This window comes from Rhizobium sp. BK060 (genome assembly GCF_014193145.1).
Taxonomy (GTDB): Bacteria; Pseudomonadota; Alphaproteobacteria; order Rhizobiales; family Rhizobiaceae; genus Rhizobium.
The window spans coordinates 41,248-62,096 of sequence record NZ_JACHYW010000018.1 but is presented as its reverse complement, the minus strand read 5'-3'; the positions used below and the strand labels follow the sequence as shown (position 1 = coordinate 62,096).

Genomic DNA, 20,849 nt, shown 5'->3' with positions numbered 1-20,849 from the left:
TCAACGTCATTTCAGCGGCTGCGCGGTGACACCCGCCCTCCTGACACAACATCGCCTCGCCATTCACGTGACCGGACTCGGAGCACAATTCGATGATCGACACGCTGCTTGTTCTCAACACCGGCTCATCGAGCCTCAAGTTTCAGATTTTCGAGGATCAGACCCTAAACGTGCTGATGAGCGGCAAGGTCACCGGCATAGGTGACACGGCTGAGATGTGTGCCAAACTCCCCGATGGACAAGAGACGCGAACCTCCCTGCCCGCAAATACCAACCACGATTCGGCCCTTAGCGCCGTAGTAAACCTCATCGGCGGACACGACCACGCCTGGCACATAGCGGCCGTTGTGCATCGCGTCGTCCACGGCGGACAAGCTTTCGTAGAGCCCGTCATTGTCACGCCCGAGGTGATGCGTCGCCTCGAAGCGCTGATCCCGCTGGCGCCGCTTCACCAGCCGCACAACCTCGCCGGCATCACCGCTTCGACCAGACTCGCAAGCGGTGCGCCCGATATCGCTTGCTTCGACACCGCCTTCCACGCCGGGCACGACAAATTGACCAGCAACTTTGCCTTGCCAAAAGACATGCGCGACAAAGGCATCCGCCGTTATGGTTTCCATGGACTTTCCTACGAATGGATCTCGCAGGTGCTGTCCAAGGACTATCCGGACCTCCATGCCGGCCGCGTTGTCGTCGCCCACCTCGGCAACGGCGCCAGCCTCTGCGCGCTGAGGAACGGCATCAGCGTCGACACCACGATGAGCATGACCGCGCTCGACGGCATACCGATGGGAACGCGCAGCGGATCAATCGATCCCGGCGCCGTTCTCTATATGCTTCAGGATCTGAATCTTGGCGTCGAGACGGTCCGGGATATCCTCTATGAGCGTTCCGGTCTGAGGGGATTGTCCGGCATCAGCAACGACGTCGAGACCTTGCTCCGCAGCGACGATCCGCAAGCCGCCTTTGCCCTCGAATATTTCGCTCTGAGAACGGCCCAGCATGCCGCGATGATGGCCGTCTCCATGGGGGGCATCGATGCCTTTGTCTTTACCGGCGGGATCGGCGAACACGCCGGTCCGGTCCGCGATTCAATCCTTGGAAGGCTCCGCGTCCTCGGCGATTTCAAGACGCTCGTGATCCCGACAAACGAGGAGCGCCTCATGGCAACGCACGCCAAAAAGCTCCTCTGCTCGGCAGCCTGAGAAGGCTCCGATCAGGCTAGGGCCAGCTTGTCAATAAAGCCGCTGACCCCCTTGACGTTCTCCACCAGCACACGGATGGCGCGCCGCTCCAGTTCGCTGGATACCGTCCCTTCAAGTATTGCCCTGGAATCATGAACCGATACCTTGATCGCATCGGTGTCGAGACCAAGGTCGCCCTGCAGTCGCGCGCGAATGGCACGAGCGAGGGCATCGTCACCACTCGCCGTTCTTGCCGCCGGCGCCGCAACGATGCCCTTAAGGAGATCGATGCGGCTGACGATGCCGAGAAGGCGCTTGCCGCTGACGACGGGAACGCGCTTGATCTTGTGCTGAAACATGACTTCGGCGACGGCCGCCGCCGGTGTTTCCGGCGTAACGCTGATCACGCTCGCGGACATGACATCAAATACCCGCCAGCTGCGGCTACGGATGTAGTCGTCGAAATCGACGAGCGACGTATTATCAGGATTGCCGGCCGATCTACCACCGCCGAACTCGATGCGTCGCATGAGATCGCCCTCCGTCAACAGGCCACAAAGGTTGCCATCGTTGTCGATCACAGGCAGGCCGCTGATATTCTTGGCAACCATCAGGTCTATTGCCTGATGCACGCTGCTGTCGGCGCTGATCGTCGTGATGTCGGTGTTCATGATGTCTTGAGCAAACATGATAATCCCATTGCACTCTGGAGGAAGTCGAATGGTGCCCGTCTGATGCTTGGCGCTAACAGCGACACATCTGCCACGGAAAATATTGCGCAAATCAGCGCGCAAGTCGATCAGGGATCGCGACCTTAATTTCAACCTCAGAGATCAGTTTTAGATCATGCGCAAAGTAGTTGCAATGACATGGCGCGGACGGATCGGTCGTGAAGCGGAGGCGCTGCGCCGGATGCGGGACCTTCGCCTTTCTGCGATCGTCGGCCGGAGAGTTCAATGGCAGCTATGTGGCGCTTTCAGCCGAGAACGTTCCTGATGGCTCGCATGAAGGCCCGAGAACCGGTGGCAATCAGCTCATCGGGAAAGTCGTAGTCGGGGTTGTGCAGTCGGGGATGATCCTCGCCTGCCCCGAGGAAGAACATGGCAGCCGGCGCCACGGTCCGGAACAGACCGAAGTCTTCCGACGCTTTCATCGGCAGCAGGCTGCTTGCGCTATCATGGCTGACACCCTCGTCATCCAGCGCGCGCCGCAACTCCGTAACCGCTTCGGCGGAATTGTAGCACTGGTGAAACACGTCCTCATAGCTGATCTCTACCCGTAGCTGTCCGGCCTTCGCCTGTGTCAGCACAAGTTCCTCGGCGCGTGAAACCAATGCAGTCATCGCTTCATCCGTCAGCGTCCGTAAGGTCGCCCAGATTTGCGCCTCACCGGGGCTTATGCCGAAGGCCGGCTCACCGAGACGCGCATGTGTGACCGTGATCAGCGAGTAATCCGGTCCGAGCGGCTGATTGTTGCCCGATGCCGTCAGATCATTGAGCAGCCGGGCCAACACGAAAGTCGGTGCGATGCCCTGCTCCGGATAGGAAGCGTGCGATGTCTTGCCCTTTAGAACGATCTTCATTCCCCGCGACGCACAATTGACCGGTCCCTCCTTGAGAAGGACGTGGCCAAGCGGAATCCCCGGGAAATTGTGAAGCGAGAGCGACATATCAGGCGTTAGCGTCGCAAACTTCGGATCCGCAAGCACCGCCGCTGCGCCTGCACCGTTCTCCTCGGCCGGCTGGAACATCAGGATTGCGCGCCCTCTCGCGGGCCGCATCTGCCCGAGCCCCTTCGCGAGTGCGATCAGGATCGCCATATGGCCATCATGGCCGCACAGGTGGCCCTTGCTGGGTACGGTCGAGCGGTGTGGTATGTCGGCGATTTCCTCGATCGGCAGACCATCCAGTTCCGCACGGATCATGATCGTAGGACCTGAAATCGCCCCCTCGTAAACCGCTGCAAGGCCATGTCCGCCGATGCCTGTAATGATCTGATCGGGTCCAGTTGCACTCAGCTTTTCTGTCACCCGCAATGCGGTTTGTGCTTCCTCCCCGGAGACTTCTGGATTGCGATGAAGTTCTCGCCGAAACATCGCGATTTCGCTGAGCTCTTCATCCGTCAAAAACATCGTCTGCATCCTCGCAATACACATGGCCTTTACTGCGCGAAACGCGCGAGGCTCGAACCTAGCCTGTCCGTTTTTCGTCGTCGATGGCGAAGTTCGCTGCATAAACCCCCGCTTTTCCGCAACTTCACATTTGTATATGTAAGTTGGTATTCGCAGGAGAAGTTCATGGAAGCAGAAGACCCCGATCGGTACCGTGCTCCGGCGCTGGACAAAGGGCTCGATATCCTTGAGCTTTTGGCCGGCGTCGAGGAAGGGCTGACCCAAGCGGAGATCGCCAAACGCCTCGATCGCAGCCCTAACGAATTTTATCGCATGCTCGATCGCCTCGTGCGCCGCGGCTACGTGACCAAGCTTGAGGGTGATCGGTTCACCCTCACACTTAAACTCTTCGGCCTGTCCCAGTTGCATGCGCCAACGCGCCGATTGGCGTCCTTCGCCACACCACTGATGCGCGACCTCGCGCAACGAACCAAGCAGGCAAACCACTTGGTTGTCTTTGACCGCGGTTCGGCTGTGGTGATCGCCCAGCACGAGGCGCCGGACTATTGGGGTATCTCGATCCGCGTCGGCTCGCATATCAGCCTTTTCGACACCGGTTCCGGCCATGTGCTTCTCGCCTTCCGAAGCGATGAAGAGCGGAAGATGATGATCGCGGAGCATGCACGGAGCCGCGATGAGGTGAAACTTGGCCCGGAATTTTACGAGCGTCTCGCCCATATCCGCGAGCGCGGCTACGAGATGATGGCAAGCGCGCAAACAGCGGGCGTCCACAACCTTTCGGCGCCGATCCTTGGGCCAGACGGGCGCTGCATCGCAGCTCTCACCTGTCCCTATATTGCTCTGGTCAATGCGCCAACTGCACCCGACATCAGCCAAGCGATCACCATGGTCATGAAGACGGCGGGCGAGCTTTCGCTGCTGGCCGGCTCTGACGTCAGAACACCGGCATAGGCTCAAGAGCTCGCCGAGAGCGCATTTCGGCTAGTCGCTTGCCGGGGGCACCGTCTTGGAGCGCTCGTCACAGTATTTTTGAACGCGCCCCCACGCAGCTTTAAGGCCACTGTCAGCTAGCGGTCCCATTAGAATTCCTGGCGACGATTTGCGATGCCCCCAAGCAAAACCATCATCATGGCTGGGCATGCTGCCGCAAGGCAGGCAAGCAGCAAGGGAGATGACACATGAATGTACTATTGGTTGAGGATAACATCCTACTGGGAGACGCCGTGCGCGATCACATCGCCGCCGACGGTCATTCAGTCGATTGGTGCCTCAACCTCGCGGAAGCGACAGAAGCGGCCGGAACCGGCAGCTACGGAGTAATCTTGCTCGACCTGCGGCTACCTGATGGCAACGGCCTTACTCTCCTGAAGGCGCTTAGAAGACAAGCGAACGCCGTCCCCGTCATCATTCTGACGGCGCACGATCAGACCTCAGATCAGATCGAGGGCTTGCAAAGTGGCGCAGACGATTTCCTGGTGAAGCCGTTCGGGCTTTCCGAGCTCTCCGAGCGCATGAAAGCCGCAAACCGCAAGCACTGAGAGCTGACTTGGCCGCCAGAAGGAGGTGACCGGTAGAACGCTCTCGGGTAGCCACTGTGGCAGCACTGCTGAACCCCGGCTATCTCATCACTGGACGCTCGCGACCTTATCCGTCTTCCGCCGACACGCGGCGAAAACATCCAGATGCGGATCATACACCTTGGTCGCCACGTCCATCAGCCCAAGCACACTATGGAAGAGGTTGTCATGCGAACGGGAGTCATCCGTTTGCTTGGCCATGCAGCTCATCTCGAAGCCGGCGGACTTGGCGAGATCTTCACCGACCCAGACAAGGAACGGCACATGCGTCTGCTGCGACGGCGCCACGATATAGGGCGCACCATGCAGGTAGATGCCGTTCTCACCAAGCGATTCCCCGTGATCCGACACGTAGATCGCTGCACCCGCGACTTTCTCAGAATGCTGCTTGAGCTTGTCGATGACAGTCGAAACGACGTGATCCGTATAGAGGATCGTATTGTCGTAGGCGTTGGTGATCTCTTCGGCCGTGCAACTGCCAAAGTCATTGGCCCTGCAGTCGGGAACGAAGCGTCGGTACTCATCGGGGTAACGAGCGAAGTAGGCCGGCCCGTGACTGCCGAGCTGGTGCAGGACCAAGACGCTGTCGCCCTTCACGTGATCGAGCCAATCGTCGACCTTGTCGAGAAGGATGGCGTCGAGGCACTCACCCTCCTTGCAAAAGCGTGCATCGTTAGACTGCGGCAGCGAGGCATAGGCGACGCGGTCAGTCACGTGATAGCTGCCGGTATCGTTGTCCAGCCAGGCCACGTCAACCTTGGCGTGGCCCAACACATCGAGAAGGTTCTCGGTCGCGAGCCCCTTGCGATGGGTATAGGCCGTTCGCGGATAGATGGAAAACATGCAAGGAATCGAGATTGCCGTCGCTGTACCGCAGCTGGTCGTATTCGGGAAATAGATGACGTTCTGCTTTTCGAGTTCCGGATTGGTCTTGCGTTGGTAGCCGCCCAGGGAGAAGTCATCGGCACGCGCCGTCTCGCCCGCGACGATAATCGTCACGCGAGGCTTGTTGAGGCCGGCAGTGTTAACCCGGTGTGCATCCGTGCCGAGCGGTGCGGCGACCACATGCGCATCCTCCTCGGACGAAACGGCAAAGCCAATGGTGCTGCTGATCGGCGCAAACGGATTTAACCTCTCGAGGATGTCCCTATGAGCCCGCCCGACGCCCGCAAAGGCCCGATAATCGCCGAATCCGACTGTGGCGAAGACCGCCAGGCAAGCCAGAATCACGCCCGTATTGTGAGCAAGCTTGGACAGCACGGGGCGATGCCGGATACGCAGCCACATGATAAGAAGCGACGGCAATATCCCAGTGAGCAGCATATGAAGCACAAAGCGCGCGGTTATCAGATGCCCCGCCTCCGCGCCCGTCGACACTGCCGCGTTGCGGATCATTTCCTTGTCCACGATCACACCGAACTGATCGGTAAACCAGGAGCCGGCAGCTGCTGCGAGCACAAAGAAGATTAAAAACGGCTTGGTGACATACTTGGCCGAGAAAGCCGTGATAATTGCCGTGCTGATCGCTGAAATGCCGATCACAAAAAGCACGAATGACAGATGATCGGCAGCGAAATCACTGTATGCGGCGCTCCAGAACGAATGATTTGTCACCGAAAGAAGGTAGAGGGTCGTCACAAGGCAAAGCGTCACGCTGCCGATTGCGGGCCGCCAGTCGATCAGGCGGGCCTTGGTGGCACTATCTTTCAATTGGTCGTCTCCGCGTCCAGATTTGGCGTCGACGGAACCAGGATTGGATCATAGGTAGTTCATGGCCGCCGATAATATTCGCCAGCCATGGCCGTGTTTTCTGACAGTCACCTGAACGCTTGAAGGCGAAGCGTCGCAGCCGCATCTAAAGGGCGGGCATACATTGAGCGATTCAGGCCAGCGGATTGCCGTATTGCGCGCCGGACAGCGTCCGCGACACGGCATTACGCCAGCCGGCGATCTTCGTCTGCCGTTCGGCCTCCTCCATCGACGGCTGGAACCGCCTATTGCAAGCCCAGGCCTTTCCAAATTGCTCGTGGTCCGGCCAGACCGCCGCTCTCGAACCTGCGAGCCAGGCCGCGCCCAGCGCCGTTGTCTCCAGAACAGCGGACCGGTCCACCGGATTGCCGACCACATCGGAAAGGCGCTGCATCGTCCAGTCAGAGCTGGCCATGCCGCCATCGACGCGCAGCACCGTCTCGATGTGATGGCCGCCCCAATCCTTCCGCATCGCGATCAGCAGATCGAGCGTCTGGTAGGCCACGGATTCGAGCACCGCATGCGCCAATTCGGCCGGGCCGCTGTTTCGGGTCAAGCCGAAAATTGCACCCCGCGCCTCCGGATCCCAATAAGGAGCCCCGAGCCCCGTAAACGCCGGCACCACATAGACTTGCTGATTGGGATCGGCCCGCATCGCCAGCGTGCCGCTCTCCGATGCCTGTGAAATAAGGCCAAGCCCGTCGCGGAGCCATTGCACGGCTGCACCGGCGATGAAAATCGAGCCTTCCAACGCATAGGTCGTCTTGCCGCCGAGCCGATAGGCGATCGTCGTAATCATCCGGTTGCTGGATACCACGCAGTCCCGCCCTGTGTTCAGGAGGGCAAAGCAGCCTGTCCCATAGGTCGATTTCATCATGCCGGGCTTGAAGCAGGCATTGCCGATGGTGGCGGCCTGCTGGTCGCCGGCAACACCGAGGATTGGGATGGCCGCGCCAAAGATTTCCCGATCGGTGACGCCGAAATCGTCCGCGCAGTCCTTGACCTGCGGAAGCATAGCTGCCGGAATCCTGAGAAGGCCAAGAAGCTCCTCGTCCCACCGACCCTCCGTTATATTGAAAAGCAGCGTTCGCGAAGCGTTGGTGGCGTCCGTGGCATGAACGCGTCCGCCGGTCAGATTGAAGATCAGCCAGCTGTCGACAGTGCCGAAACACACTTCACCAGCCTCGGCACGCTCCCGCAATCCGTCGACATTATCGAGCAGCCAGCGCAGTTTCGTTCCGGAAAAATAAGGATCCAGTAGCAGACCCGTCTTAGCGCTGAAGAGCTTCTCGTAACCGTCAGCCTTGAGACTGTCGCAGACTTCAGCCGTGCGCCGGTCCTGCCATACGATCGCCTTGTAGAGCGCCCTGCCTGACTTTCGCTCCCAGACAACGGTCGTCTCGCGCTGGTTGGTGATACCGATTGCGGCGATATCGGCCACTGGAACGTTGGCGTTTGCCAAAGCTTTCCGTGCCGTATTGACCACCGTGGTAAAGATCTCATCCGGGTCATGCTCGACCCAACCTGGTTGGGGATAGGATTGCTTGATCTCCTCCTGTGCAGACGAAATCATCTTCATCCCGGCGTCGAAGACGATCGCGCGCGAGGACGTCGTGCCCTGGTCGATCGCGAGAATATGGCCGCTCATTGTCTTCTCCGGCGCAATAGTTCGCCCAGCCGCCGCGAATGCGCCAGCTCATGCGATAAGTCGTTCCCTAGAGGCGGTTGGTGCCGACGGCGACTTTGCGCCGGCGGCATTGCTGTTGGCCGGGCCTCGTACCCGACCAAAAGTAGCCGATCAGTTCGACTGCCAGCTCTTGACCAGTTCGTCGTAGTTGACGGTAACCGGCTTTTCCTTCTCGTTCTCGATCTTCAGCTGGGGAGCGAGGTTGCCCTTGGCGACTGCGTCCTTGTTCCAGTATTCGAGATCATGCTCTTCGGCGAGCTTCGGTCCGATATCGCCCTGAACCTTGGCGCGCTCCAGGCGTTGCAGGACCTTTTCCTGCTCGGCGCAAAGCGAATCCATGGCTTCCTGCGGGGTCTTCGCGCCTGACGACGCATCGCCGATCGCCTGCCACCAAAGCTGAGCAAGCTTCGGATAGTCAGGAACGTTCGTGCCGGTCGGCGACCACTGCACGCGGGCCGGCGAGCGGTAGAACTCGACCAGACCGCCGAGCTTCGGAGCGCGTTCGGTGAAGCTCTTGTCGCGAATGGTGGATTCGCGAATGAACGTCAGACCGACGTGGCTCTTCTTGACGTCGACCGTCTTCGAAGTGACGAACTGCGCATAGAGCCATGCAGCCTTGGCGCGATCGTCAGGCGTGGACTTCATCAGCGTCCAGGAGCCGGCATCCTGATAGCCAAGCTTCATGCCGTCCTTCCAATAGACGCCATGCGGCGACGGGGCGAAGCGCCACTTCGGCGTGCCGTCCTCGTTCACAACAGGCAGACCCGGCTTGACGAAATCGGCGGTAAAGGCCGTGTAGGTGAAGATCTGCTGTGCGATCTCACCCTGAGACGGGACCGGGCCGGACTCCGAGAAAGTCATGCCCTGGGCCGCTGCCGGAGCGTAGGCCTTCATCCAATCCAGGTATTTCTGGATGGAATAGACCGCTGCCGGGCCGTTGGTGTCGCCGCCGCGTGCAACACACGAGCCGACCGGGCGTGAGTTCTCATCGACCTTGATGCCCCACTCGTCGACCGGCTTGCCGTTCGGGATACCCTTGTCACCATTGCCGGCCATGGAGAGCCAGGCATCAGTGAAACGCCAACCGAGCGACGGGTCTTTCTTGCCATAGTCCATATGGCCGTAGACCTTCTTGCCACCAACGTCGCGGCCGGTAAAGAACTCGGCGATGTCCTCATAGGCAGACCAGTTGACCGGAACGCCGAGCTCGTAACCGTACTTCGCCTTGAAGTCGGCCTTGTTCTTCTCGTCGTTGAACCAGTCATAGCGGAACCAATAGAGGTTCGCGAACTGCTGATCCGGCAGCTGATAGAGCTTGCCGTCCGGAGCCGTGGTGAAGGACTTCCCAATGAAGTCGTCGATGTCGAGGTTCGGGTTGGTGACGTCCTTGCCTTCGTTGGCCATCCAGTCCGTCAGGCTGCGTGCCTGCTGGTAGCGCCAATGCGTACCGATCAGATCCGAGTCATTGATGTAGGCGTCGTAGATGTTCTCGCCCGACTGCATCTGCGTCTGCAGCTTTTCGACGACGTCGCCTTCGCCGATCAGGTCATGCGTGACTTTGATACCGGTGATGGCCGTAAAGGCCGGCGCCAGGACCTTCGATTCATACTCATGCGTGGTGATGGTTTCGGAAACCACCTTGATATCCATGCCGGCGAACGGTTTCGCCGCATCGACGAACCATTGCATTTCCTTTTCCTGGTCGGCGCGGGGAAGCGTCGAGAGCTCGCCGACCTCCTTGTCCAAAAAGGCTTTCGCCTCGTCCATGCCGGCATAGGCGGAGCCCGCCATGGCCAGCAACATGCCTGCTGTTGTCGCTAGTAAATGCTTTCGCATAATATCCTCCCAGGGTTGCGATTGCAGTCTTCACGTTTCAGGCGGCCAGTACCCCCGGCCATCTGTCTTTCCTTGCCGTCACACGTAGCGAAAGACGCCAATGGCGTAGACTACGGAGAGGGCAAGAGCCCACCACAGGTTGGGTCCGACAAGACCCAGCCATGCGAGATGAATGAATGCCGCGCCAAGCAGCGATACGAAGAGCCGGTCTCCTCGCGTGGTTTCGAACCTGAGGATGCCCACCCGCGGCGAACCGCCCGGCGCGAAATACTCCCAGACACTCATGCCAACCAGCAGCATGAGAATCGTCAGGAAAAACAATGCGATCGGCAGCGTCCATGCCATCCAGGAAAAGTTCATGAGTGGTCCTTCCTTGTCAGACGCGGCCGAGCGCGAAGCCCTTGGCGATGTAGTTGCGTACGAAGTAGATGACGAGCGCGCCAGGAATGATAGTCAGCACACCGGCTGCCGCGAGCACTCCCCAATCCATCCCTGCAGCCGAGACGGTGCGCGTCATGATCGCGGAAATCGGCTTTGCGGCAGTGGTTGTCAGCGTGCGGGCAAGCAGCAGTTCCACCCACGAGAACATGAAGCAGAAGAAGGCCGCGACACCGATGCCTGAGGCAATCAACGGCATGAAGATCTTCACGAAGAAACGCGGGAAGGAATAGCCGTCAATATAGGCCGTCTCGTCGATCTCCTTCGGCACGCCCGACATGAAGCCTTCCAGGATCCAGACCGCCAGCGGCACGTTGAACAGGCAGTGGGCGAGCGCCACGGCGATGTGCGTGTCGATAAGGCCGAAGGCGGAGTAGAGCTGGAAGAACGGCAGCGCGAAGACCGCCGGTGGTGCCATACGGTTCGTCAGCAGCCAGAAGAACAGATGCTTGTCGCCCAGAAACCGATAGCGCGAGAAGGCGTAGGCCGCCGGCAGCGCCGCCAGCACTGAGATCACCGTATTCATCACGACGTAGATGATCGAATTAATGTAGCCATTGTACCAGGACGGATCGGTGAAGATCACGCTGTAGTTGCGCAGCGTCGGGTTCTGCGGCCAGAGCGAAAAGGCGCCGGTAATCTCGGCGTTCTCCTTGAAGCTCATATTGATCAGCCAGTAGATCGGCAGCAGCAGGAAGATGATGTAGATCGTCGAAACGACCCAGGAGAAGTTGCCCGCAGGCTTGTATTTCATTGTCTGAGCCATGGTCCTCTCCTTTCTCAGGCGTTCGCGTCGCTGCTGGTCATGACGGTGTAGAAGATCCACGACAGCAACAAGATGATCAGGAAGTAGATGATCGACATTGCCGCTGCGGGACCGAGGTCGAACTGGCCGACGGCCATCTTCACCAAGTCGATCGACAGGAACGTCGTCGAGTTGCCGGGACCGCCGCCGGTGACGACAAAAGGCTCGGTGTAGATCATGAAGCTGTCCATGAAGCGCAGCAGCACGGCGATGAGCAAGACGCGTTTCATCTTCGGCAGCTGGATGTAGCGGAAGACGGACCAGCGCGACGCGCCGTCGATCTTTGCCGCCTGATAGTAGGCATCGGGGATTGACACGAGGCCGGCATAGCAGAGCAGCACGACGAGGCTTGTCCAATGCCAGACGTCCATGACGATGATGGTGATCCACGCATCAAGGGGATCGCGGACATAGTTGTAGTCAAACCCCATAGCCTCAAGCGTATGGCCAAGCAGGCCGATGTCGACACGACCGAAAACCTGCCAGATGGTGCCGACCACGTTCCATGGAATGAGCAGCGGCAGCGCCATCAGCACGAGGCAGACCGGCACGCCGAGCCCCTTCTTCGGCATGTTCAGCGCGATGAAGATGCCGAGCGGGATTTGCAACGCCAGAATGATCAGCGAGAAAGCGAGATTGCGCTGCAACGCCGCCCAGAAGCGGTCGGAGTGAAGCGTCTGCACGAACCAGTCCGTACCCGCCCAGAAGAACTCGTTGTTGCCGAACGTGTCCTGCACCGAGTAGTTGACGACGGTCATCAGCGGAATGACGGCCGAGAAGGCAACCAGCACCAGAACCGGCAGAACCAGAAACCAGGCTTTGTTGTTCCAGGTCTTTTCCATGCTCAGCCCTCCCTGCCGACGCGCCAGGAATTGGCGTAGATGTTGATCGCAGCCGGATCGAAGGTCACGCGTGCATCGGCCGGGATTTCAGAGTCCTCCGTGACGACGATGGCGATCGGCTGACCGGCAAACGTCGCCCGTACGACCTTTTGCCGTCCAATGTCCTCGACCCTGTTGACAGTAACCGGCATCCCCTCGCGGCCGAGATCGATGAATTCCGGACGGATGCCCAGCTCAATCTTTGCACCAGCGGCCGTTTGCGGCGCATAGTCCAATGACAGTGTTTCGCTGCCGATGCGGACCGCGTTACCCTGCAGCTGGACCGGCAGAACGTTCATGCCCGGCGAGCCGATGAAGTAGCCGACGAATGTGTGGCTCGGCCGTTCGAAAAGTTCTGCCGGCGTGCCGATCTGGACGATTTCCCCCTCATACATGACGACAACCTTGTCAGCGAAGGTCAGCGCCTCCGTCTGGTCGTGGGTCACGTAGACCATGGTGAAACCGAACTGCTTGTGCAGGCGCTTCAACTGCGAACGCAGCACCCATTTCATGTGCGGGTCGATAACGGTCAACGGCTCGTCGAACAGGATTGCGTTGACGTCGTTGCGCACCAGCCCGCGACCGAGCGAGATCTTCTGCTTCTGGTCGGCCGTCAGGCCCTGCGCCTTGCGCTTGGCCATGCCGCCGAGATCGATCATTTCGAGAATGTCGCGAACGCGGCGATCGACTTCCAGCTCGGCAACACCGCGGTTGCGCAACGGAAAGGCCAGATTGTCGTAGACGGTCATGGTGTCGTAAATAACCGGGAACTGGAACACCTGCGCGATGTTGCGCGCCTGTGTCGAAAGGTTCGTCACATCGTATCCATCGAATAGGATGCGGCCATGGGACGGCTGCAGCAGGCCGGAAATGATGTTGAGCAGCGTCGTCTTTCCGCAGCCGGACGGTCCAAGAAGCGCGTAGGCGCCGCCGTCCCTCCATTCGTGATCGACTTCGCGAAGCGCGTAGTCCGTGTCCGACTTCGGGTTCGGCCCGTAGGCGTGGCGGATGTGGTCGAGCGTGATGCGTGCCATGTCCTTCTCCCTTACGCCTTTGCGCCAGTTGCAATAGCGCGACCGTCGGTGCCAAAAGCCATGACGTGACGCGTGTCGAGATAGACGTCGACCTCGGTGTCCGGATCGATGTTGTGAATGCCATGCGCGAGCATGACCCAGCGCACACCATCGAAATCCAGGTGCACGAAGCTCTCGGAGCCGGTGATTTCCGAGATCTGTGTGCGAGCCTGGAGCCTTGCTGCGGCCGGGGTCTGCGGCGAAAGACCGAGGTGGTGCGGATGGAAGGCAATTGTGACCGGGCCATCGGCCATTCCGGCCAGATGTGCAGGCACCGGCAGCATCGTCGCATCCTGCCTTTGGAATACTCCACCAGCCTTTACGACATCAATGAAATTGAGCGGCGGATCGGCAAAGGTCTTTGCTGTGACAAGATCGAACGGGCTTCGATAGACTGAAATGGTCGGTCCGAACTGGGTCACGCGGCCCTCCGAAAGGGTCGCCGTGTTGCCGCCGAGCAGAAGCGCTTCGGAGGGTTCCGTTGTGGCATAGACGAAGATCGCGCCAGATTGCGCAAAGATCTTCGGCAGCTCAGCCCGCAATTCTTCGCGCAGCTTGTAGTCGAGGTTGGCGAGCGGCTCGTCCATCAGCACCAGGCTGGCATTCTTAACGAGCGCACGCGCAAGCGCCGTGCGCTGCTGCTGGCCGCCGGAGAGATTGAGTGGCGTCCGGTCCAGATAGGGCGTGAGGCGCAACAGATCGGCGGCCTTGCGCACTTCCCGGTCGATCGTCGCCGCATCCTTGCCAGCAATGCGCATCGGCGAGGCAATGTTTTCGTATACCGTCAGCGCCGGATAGTTGATGAACTGCTGGTAGACCATCGCGACATTGCGCTTCTGCACCGGCATGCCGGTCACATCCACGCCGTCGAAATGGACCGAACCACCCGTCGGACGATCGAGCCCGGCCATCAGCCGCATCAGCGACGTCTTGCCGGACAGCGTCGGCCCCAGCAGCACATTCAGCGTGCCTTTTTCAAACGCAAGATTGGTCGCGTGGATATGATTTTCCCCACCCACCATCTTTGCGGCGTTGCGCAATTCAAGCATTCCGGTTCCCGTGCCTCCTCAACAGCGGGGACATTACCGCTTCAACCAGCCATCTGTGCCGGTCGCGCGGCCATGTACTCCTCCAACAGTGCAGCCTGTTCCTTGGTCAGACGCAGGCCGTCCTTCGTTCTTCGCCAAAGCACATCGTCCGCGCTTCTGGCCCATTCGTGATTGATGAGATAGCGAACCTCTGCCTCGTAGAGATCGCCACCGAAACAGTGCCCCAGGTCGTCGGTGCTGGCCGCCCGTCCAAGCAGAACCGACGCCTTCGTGCCGTAGCGGCGCACCAGTCGGCGCGCATGCCGGTCGGCCAGGAACAGATAGCGGCCCTTCAGCTTCGCGACTTCAGCCTCATAGCCGGTTGCTGCGAAATCGCCGCCCGGCAGATGGCTTTTCGCTGTCCACGGCGCACCTTTGGCGCCGATCGCCGCAGCAATCTTTTCCAGCGCATGCTCGGAAAGCCGCCGATAGGTCGTGAGCTTGCCGCCGAATACGTTGAGCAGCGGCGCGCTTTCCCCCTCGCCTTCGATTTTCAGCACGTAGTCGCGGGTTGCCTCCTGCGCCTTGGAAGCGCCGTCGTCAAACAGCGGCCGCACGGCCGAGTAGGTCCACACGATGTCGTCCGGCCGCACCGGCTCCTTGAAATACTCGCTCGCCGCGTTGCAGAGATACGTCGTTTCTTCCTCGGATATCTTCACATCCTTCGGATCGGCCGAGTAGTCGCGGTCAGTCGTACCGATCAGCGTGAAGTCCTGCTCGTAGGGGATCGCGAAGATGATGCGGTTGTCCGGATTCTGGAAGAAGTAGGCTCGTGCATCGTCGAACTTCTTCTTCACCACGATGTGGCTGCCCTGCACGAGGCGCACATGGTGAGCCTCGTTTTGCCCGAAAGCCGCGCGAATAACGTGATCGACCCAGGGACCGGCTGCATTCACCAGCATCCGCGCCTGAAAACTGTTCCCGTGCCCGCTGACGGTGTCGATCGTTTCGATCAACCACATCCCATTCTCACGTCGCGCCGAAACGACCTTCGTCCTCGGCATGATCAGCGCGCCGCGGTCGGCGGCGTCCCGCGCGTTGAGGACGACCATGCGCGCATCGTCGACCCAACCGTCCGAATATTCGAATGCCTTTGTGAAGAGCGCCTTCAACGGCTTGGCGGCCGCATCCCGGCGCATGTCGAGAACCGCGGTCGGCGGCAAAAGTTTGCGACCGCCGAGATGATCATAGAGAAACAGCCCGAGGCGGATGAGCCATGCCGGTCGGATGCCGCCCTTGTGATAGGGCAACACGAAGCGCATCGGCCAGATGATGTGCGGCGCCATCGCCCAAAGCACTTCGCGCTCCATCAGCGATTCGCGCACCAGACGAAACTCGTAGTGCTCGAGATATCGCAAGCCGCCATGAATGAGCTTAGTCGCGCCGGAGGACGTGCCCGAAGCGAAATCGTTCATCTCTGCAAGCGCGACCGAATAGCCACGTCCGACCGCGTCACGCGCAATCCCGCAGCCGTTGATGCCACCGCCGATGATGAAAAGATCGTGAATCTGACGGCTCACGTTCCCCCTCCGAGCCAGAATATACCGCATCGCAAAAAGCTTGCGCAGTTGCGAAAGTAAAAGCAGTTAAAACGAAGATTATTCGAATGTCAAACGAATGTTTTTCGAATTTTTGAAACCCACAGGTCTGCCGTGAACGTCAACGTCATATCGGTGTCCGGCGCGGATATCGCGCCGTCTGCCAAACCGCGAATCCTTCCTCCGGAAAACCCTCAATATTGTTCGGGTGCTCTGAAATAGGCGCGCGGAGCCGCCCCCAGCATCCGCCTGAACATCGTGGTAAAGGCGGCGACGCTGTCATAGCCGAGGTCAAGGGCAACGGCTGTAACAGCCTCCCCGGCTGCAAGGCGTGGCAAGGCAGTAAATACCGCTGCCTGCTGGCGCCACGTCGAGAGACTGATTCCCGTTTCCTTTCGGAAGAATCGGGTAAAGGCGCGCCGGCTCATAGCGAGCCGCTCAGCCCAGTCGTCGATAACCAGCCGGGCACTTGGATTTTCCATGAAGCCGCGGCAGAGGCCGGCCAGGCGTATGTCGGACGGAAACGGCAATCCCAACGGCCTGTCGGGAAGCCGCAGGACTTCCTCGAGCAGCAGGGCCATGACGAGATCATGCCGGCCGCTTTTGGCCTCCGGCAGCGCGACGGCCTCGATGATCAGTGCCCTGGCAAGGTCGGTCAGCGCAACGACGCGGACGGCCGTTGGCGGGTCGGCCAGAGCATGAGGCGCGACATAGGCGGACAGCATGGCAACGTCGCCCAGCATATCGACGGTATGGACAAGCCCGGCCGGTATCCATAGCGCATGCTGTGGCGGCACCATCCACCGCCCCTGTACTGACGACACCATGACGACACCGGCGCGGGCATAGACGAACTGCGCACGACTATGGCTATGCGGTTTTACATGATAGCCGGCCGGATATTCCGCGGGGATGGCATAGACCGGCTCGGAGGCAGCCTCGATGGCAGCAAGTCGCTCCACATGGAGCTTGGCCAGCTCGCTCGCCGCCAACCGCTGTCCGGATTTTGTCATTTTTGGCCCACTCGCGAAACAGCAAGACCAAAACACGAAAGCGGGACAGCAGCAAGTCGGCTATCTCCGGATCGTCAAAGGACGGAGTAGAATCGTGACAAACAGCGCAATGACGGCAGAGAGGCACTCTGCGGAACAGACGGTTTTCGGCATCATCATGGCCGTGAGCTTCTGCCACCTCCTCAACGACACAATGCAGTCGCTGATCCCTGCTCTTTATCCGATGATCAAGGACGGCTACGGTCTCGACTTCACGCAGATCGGCTTCCTTGGCCTCGTGTTCCAAGTTACTGCATCGCTTCTACAGCCGCTGATCGGCATCTATACTGACAAGCGCCCGTTGCCTTACTCGTTGACTGTCGGCATGGGCTTCACGCTGATCGGCCTGGTGCTGCTTGCCTACGCGCACGCCTATTGGGTGCTGCTCATTGGCGCCGGCGTCGTCGGCCTCGGCTCGGCCGTGTTCCATCCGGAATCCTCACGCGTTGCCCGGCTGGCTTCGGGCGGACGCCATGGCCTTGCCCAATCGCTGTTTCAGGTTGGCGGCAATTTCGGCTCGGCGATCGGTCCGCTGTTGGCAGCCTTCATCGTGCTGCCGCGTGGCCAGCATAGCGTTGCATGGTTCTCGCTTGCAGCGCTGACCGGCATGATCATCCTGTGGCGCGTCGGTGCCTGGTATGCGGACCACCGCAAGAACAATGCCGGTCGCAAGGCAGTGGTACCTGCCGTACATGTCCCGCGCGCGGAGGTCATTGCGTCGATCGGCGTCCTGGCACTGCTGGTGTTCTCGAAGTACGTCTACATGACAAGCCTTTCGAGCTACTACACCTTCTACATGATGGAGCGCTTCGGCGTGTCGGTACAGCACGCGCAGATTCTGCTGTTCGTATTCCTCGGCGCCGTTGCCATCGGCACGGTCGCCGGCGGTCCTGTTGTCGACTGGTTCGGCACCAAATTCGTGATCTGGTTCTCGATCCTCGGCGCCTTGCCCTTCACGCTTGCCCTGCCTTATGCCGACTACAGCTGGACGGTCTTCCTGACCTTCCTGATCGGCGTCATTCTCGCCTCCGCCTTCTCGGCGATTGTCGTCTTCGCCCAGGAGCTGGTTCCGGGACGCGTCGGCATGATTGCCGGCTTGTTCTTCGGCTTTGCCTTCGGTATCGGCGGTATCGGCGCAGCGGGCCTCGGCATGGTGGCCGACCACATGGGCATCGAATTCGTTTATCGCATCTGCTCGTATCTGCCGCTGCTTGGCCTGCTGACCATCTTCCTGCCCGATATCGGCAAGGGCCGCCGCCATGCTGCGAAAACCGGCAGTTAAGCCCGTACCGCAGGATACGAAACGACAAGGGCCGAGATCACGATCTCGGCCCTTTTAATTTAAGCTTGGCAAGTCGAACCGGACCTAGATGGCGGTGAACCCGTTGTCGACGAAGAGATGTGCGCCATTGACGAACATCGACTCGTCGCTGGCGAGATAGAGCGCGGCGCGCGCCACATCCTCCGGCTCGCCGATCCGACCCTGCTGAGCGGCAATAGCAGCATCCGACACATCGACGCCAAGGGCCTGCAATTCGCTCACCTCGCGTAACCCATGCGGCGTGCGGATAAAGCCGGGGCAGACGGCATTGCAGCGAATGTTGCGATCCCTGAACTCCACGCCGATTGCCCGCGCAAACATATGCACGGCGCCCTTCGTCGTGTCGTAAAGCACCTCCATCGGCGTTGCGGCCACTGCCGAGATTGACGACGTGCAGACGATGGAACCGCCGCCGGCGGCAATCATCCCCGGCAGCACGGCTCGTGTCATCAGGAACATGGACCGAACGTTCACCGCATGCAGCCATTCCCACTCCTGAAGTGTCGTTTCCAGGAACGGCTTGATGACGATCGTCCCGGCGTGGTTGAAAAGCACGGTAACAGCGCCGAAGCTTTCCTCCACTCCCTTGACCGCCTGGATGACTGCCGCTTCGTCGGATACGTCGGCTACCCAGTACTCCGCAACATGACCAGCAGCGCGGATTTCCTCCGCCGTTTGGCGCGCTGCCGCTTCATTCCGGTCAATGATCGCCACCTTGGCGCCCTCGGCGGCAAAGAGACGGGAGGCTGCCCTACCCATGCCCGTCGCGCCACCGGAAATGATTGCAACTTTCCCCTTCAGCCGGTCGACCATGACCAATCCCCTTGTTTTTTTGTTCCGCCGTCGCTCACTCTAGCTTGAGCGAACGCCCAAGCATCCAGTGTTGAAGGGAGTCCCTTCCAATGTCCAGACATACGGCACGCGGGGTCGTTAACCTTACCAAATAACCAACAGAACAGCTTTCGGTTGTCTCAACGCGCGACACCCGGCATTGGTATTTCCAGCGGCTCACCATCAGCCGCGGTCCGGAAGGGGTCCGGATCGATAGAGCCCGCCCCGAGGGGCCTGGGGCGGGCTTCCTCAAACACAACAAAGACATAAGCGTCGCCGGATCGTGCCGTACAGACTTGCAGCATACTGACTTGGCGCTGCGGCACTTCACGCATGACGCCGCCAACTGGCACACGCTAAGGCTGATCGGCCTCCCGCTGCAGCCCTACGTTACAAGAAAAGCGCGGAAATCATTCACGTTGGTACCCGTCGGTCCGGGTACAAAGAGATCGCCGGCGAGGTTGAAGGCCGACCACGCATCATGACCCGCAAGGAACGCGCGCGCATCGCCGCCGGCGCTCCTGATGCGCGCCACCGTCCCGCCGTCGCAAAAGGCGCCGGCATTGTCTTCGGAGCCGTCGATGCCGTCGGTATCCGCAGCCATTGCCACAACGCCGTCGACACCTTGAAGATCGATCGCGGCCGAGAGAAGAAGCTCGGAATTTCGTCCGCCCTTGCCGTACGTTCCAACTCCGATACTGACGGTGGTCTCCCCGCCAGAAAGCAGCACGAGAGGCTTTGGAGCCGGAGGCCTTGCGGAGAACTCACGAGCGAGCGCCGCATGCATCCGGCCGATATCCTTCGCCTCTCCTTCGATCGAATCCGAAAGAATGAGGGGGTGCACGCCAAGGGATCTCGCCCGATCGGCAGCCGCCTCCAAGGACACGCGCGCCGAGGCAATCACATGAACCTCGTTGTTGGCGAATACGTTGTCGCCGGCGGCTGGCGCTCTCGTATTCCGGATGCAGTCGATTACGCGCGCCGGGAGATCGATCCGATAGTCCCGAATCACTCGGAGCGCCTCCTCCGCATCGCTGTTGTCTGGAACCGTAGGCCCTGACGCAACGAAGGCCGGATTGTCTCCCGGAACATCTGACACAACGAGGCTGACTACCCTGGCCGGGTAGGCAAGGGCGGCAAGCCGTCCTCCCTTGATGCGAGAGAAATGCTTCCGCACGACATTCATGCCTGAGATGGGAGCCCCCGAGGCCAGCAGTGCTTCGTTCAAGGCGCTTTCGTCGGCGAGGGTAAAGCCACTCGGCGGTGCAGGCAGGAGGGCTGAGCCGCCGCCGGATATCAGCGCAATGACCAGATCGTCGGAGGTCAGCCCATGCACATGGTTTATCAGCGCCTCTGCCGCAACGAGGCCAGCCCTGTCCGGGACGGGATGAGCCGCCTGCAGAATTTTGGTCGACCGGCAGTCCGCGATTGGCCCATGCCTGGCAACAGCGAGACCTTCGAACGGATAAGACCAGGCACGCTCGAATGCAGCCGCCATTTGGCTCGCTGCCTTCCCGGCTCCGATAACAATTGTCCGGCCTTTCGGCGGATCTGGCAGGTGGCGGACCAATGCCTCGTAGGGGTCGGCAGCCTTGACCGCCTCATGAAACAGGGTTTGCAGGAAAGCTCGTGAATCGGAAATCAAACCCTACTCCATT

General features: G+C 60.0%; 18 protein-coding genes. 4 read left to right on the top strand and 14 right to left on the bottom strand.

Annotation, left to right across the window (positions count from 1 at the left end; translation table 11 throughout):
• Nucleotides 1–92: 92 nt before the first annotated feature.
• The gene (locus FHT71_RS20000) at nt 93–1,205 is read left to right on the top strand and encodes an acetate/propionate family kinase (protein WP_007788415.1); all 1,113 of its coding nucleotides are present in this window, start codon (nt 93–95) and stop codon (nt 1,203–1,205) included.
• A gap of 11 nt (nt 1,206–1,216) precedes the next feature.
• On the opposite strand, the gene FHT71_RS19995 is transcribed toward FHT71_RS20000, so the two are convergent.
• Together FHT71_RS19995 and FHT71_RS19990 are read right to left on the bottom strand one after the other, a co-directional pair.
• Nucleotides 1,217–1,873, bottom strand: a complete 657-nt coding sequence (locus FHT71_RS19995; protein ID WP_007788417.1) for a CBS domain-containing protein — start codon at nt 1,871–1,873, stop codon at nt 1,217–1,219.
• A gap of 287 nt (nt 1,874–2,160) precedes the next feature.
• Nucleotides 2,161–3,315 (bottom strand): amidohydrolase, encoded by a 1,155-nt coding sequence (locus FHT71_RS19990; RefSeq protein ID WP_183721615.1) that lies wholly within the window; start codon nt 3,313–3,315, stop codon nt 2,161–2,163.
• A gap of 165 nt (nt 3,316–3,480) precedes the next feature.
• On the opposite strand from FHT71_RS19990, the gene FHT71_RS19985 reads away from it, so the two are divergent.
• Together FHT71_RS19985 and FHT71_RS19980 are read left to right on the top strand one after the other, a co-directional pair.
• Entirely contained in the window at nt 3,481–4,266 is a 786-nt protein-coding gene (locus FHT71_RS19985) for an IclR family transcriptional regulator (protein WP_007788420.1), read from the top strand.
• 227 nt (nt 4,267–4,493) lie between these two features.
• On the top strand, nt 4,494–4,853 hold the full coding sequence (locus tag FHT71_RS19980; protein ID WP_007788424.1) for a response regulator: 360 nt from the start codon (nt 4,494–4,496) through the stop codon (nt 4,851–4,853).
• 87 nt (nt 4,854–4,940) lie between these two features.
• Here the strand turns inward: FHT71_RS19980 and FHT71_RS19975 are convergent, their stop codons facing one another.
• The 10 genes from FHT71_RS19975 to FHT71_RS19930 form a co-directional block, all read right to left on the bottom strand.
• Entirely contained in the window at nt 4,941–6,602 is a 1,662-nt protein-coding gene (locus tag FHT71_RS19975; RefSeq protein ID WP_132592823.1) for a phosphoethanolamine--lipid A transferase, read from the bottom strand.
• A 172-nt stretch (nt 6,603–6,774) separates the two neighbouring features.
• Nucleotides 6,775–8,289: a glycerol kinase GlpK gene (gene glpK / locus FHT71_RS19970; protein WP_132592821.1), complete on the bottom strand. Its 1,515-nt coding sequence runs from the start codon at nt 8,287–8,289 to the stop codon at nt 6,775–6,777.
• Nucleotides 8,290–8,439: 150 nt separating this feature from the next.
• Entirely contained in the window at nt 8,440–10,164 is a 1,725-nt protein-coding gene (locus FHT71_RS19965) for an ABC transporter substrate-binding protein (RefSeq protein ID WP_183721612.1), read from the bottom strand.
• A gap of 78 nt (nt 10,165–10,242) precedes the next feature.
• A complete protein-coding gene (locus FHT71_RS19960) occupies nt 10,243–10,524 on the bottom strand; it encodes a DUF2160 domain-containing protein (protein WP_183721609.1) in 282 nt (93 codons plus the stop codon).
• Between the two features lie 16 nt (nt 10,525–10,540).
• Nucleotides 10,541–11,356, bottom strand: coding sequence for a carbohydrate ABC transporter permease (locus FHT71_RS19955; protein ID WP_338009955.1), 816 nt, complete (start codon nt 11,354–11,356; stop codon nt 10,541–10,543).
• Nucleotides 11,357–11,382: 26 nt separating this feature from the next.
• Nucleotides 11,383–12,249: a sugar ABC transporter permease gene (locus FHT71_RS19950; RefSeq protein ID WP_007788437.1), complete on the bottom strand. Its 867-nt coding sequence runs from the start codon at nt 12,247–12,249 to the stop codon at nt 11,383–11,385.
• Between the two features lie 2 nt (nt 12,250–12,251).
• Nucleotides 12,252–13,322: an ABC transporter ATP-binding protein gene (locus tag FHT71_RS19945; RefSeq protein WP_007788439.1), complete on the bottom strand. Its 1,071-nt coding sequence runs from the start codon at nt 13,320–13,322 to the stop codon at nt 12,252–12,254.
• A gap of 11 nt (nt 13,323–13,333) precedes the next feature.
• The gene (locus FHT71_RS19940; RefSeq protein WP_007788441.1) at nt 13,334–14,410 is read right to left on the bottom strand and encodes an ABC transporter ATP-binding protein; all 1,077 of its coding nucleotides are present in this window, start codon (nt 14,408–14,410) and stop codon (nt 13,334–13,336) included.
• Nucleotides 14,411–14,451: 41 nt separating this feature from the next.
• Nucleotides 14,452–15,969, bottom strand: a complete 1,518-nt coding sequence (gene glpD, locus FHT71_RS19935; RefSeq protein ID WP_132592817.1) for a glycerol-3-phosphate dehydrogenase — start codon at nt 15,967–15,969, stop codon at nt 14,452–14,454.
• A gap of 212 nt (nt 15,970–16,181) precedes the next feature.
• Nucleotides 16,182–17,000 (bottom strand): helix-turn-helix transcriptional regulator, encoded by an 819-nt coding sequence (locus FHT71_RS19930; RefSeq protein WP_132592815.1) that lies wholly within the window; start codon nt 16,998–17,000, stop codon nt 16,182–16,184.
• A gap of 109 nt (nt 17,001–17,109) precedes the next feature.
• Between FHT71_RS19930 and FHT71_RS19925 the strand changes: the two genes are divergently transcribed.
• Entirely contained in the window at nt 17,110–18,321 is a 1,212-nt protein-coding gene (locus FHT71_RS19925; RefSeq protein WP_037081644.1) for an MFS transporter, read from the top strand.
• Nucleotides 18,322–18,405: 84 nt separating this feature from the next.
• On the opposite strand, the gene FHT71_RS19920 is transcribed toward FHT71_RS19925, so the two are convergent.
• Nucleotides 18,406–19,173 carry an SDR family NAD(P)-dependent oxidoreductase gene (locus FHT71_RS19920; RefSeq protein WP_183721606.1) on the bottom strand — a complete coding sequence of 256 codons (768 nt, stop codon included), beginning with the start codon at nt 19,171–19,173 and terminating at the stop codon, nt 18,406–18,408.
• Between the two features lie 403 nt (nt 19,174–19,576).
• Complete coding sequence (locus FHT71_RS19915) at nt 19,577–20,836, bottom strand: glycerate kinase (RefSeq protein ID WP_132592811.1); 1,260 nt, start codon at nt 20,834–20,836, stop codon at nt 19,577–19,579.
• Between the last annotated feature and the right edge of the window lie 13 nt (nt 20,837–20,849).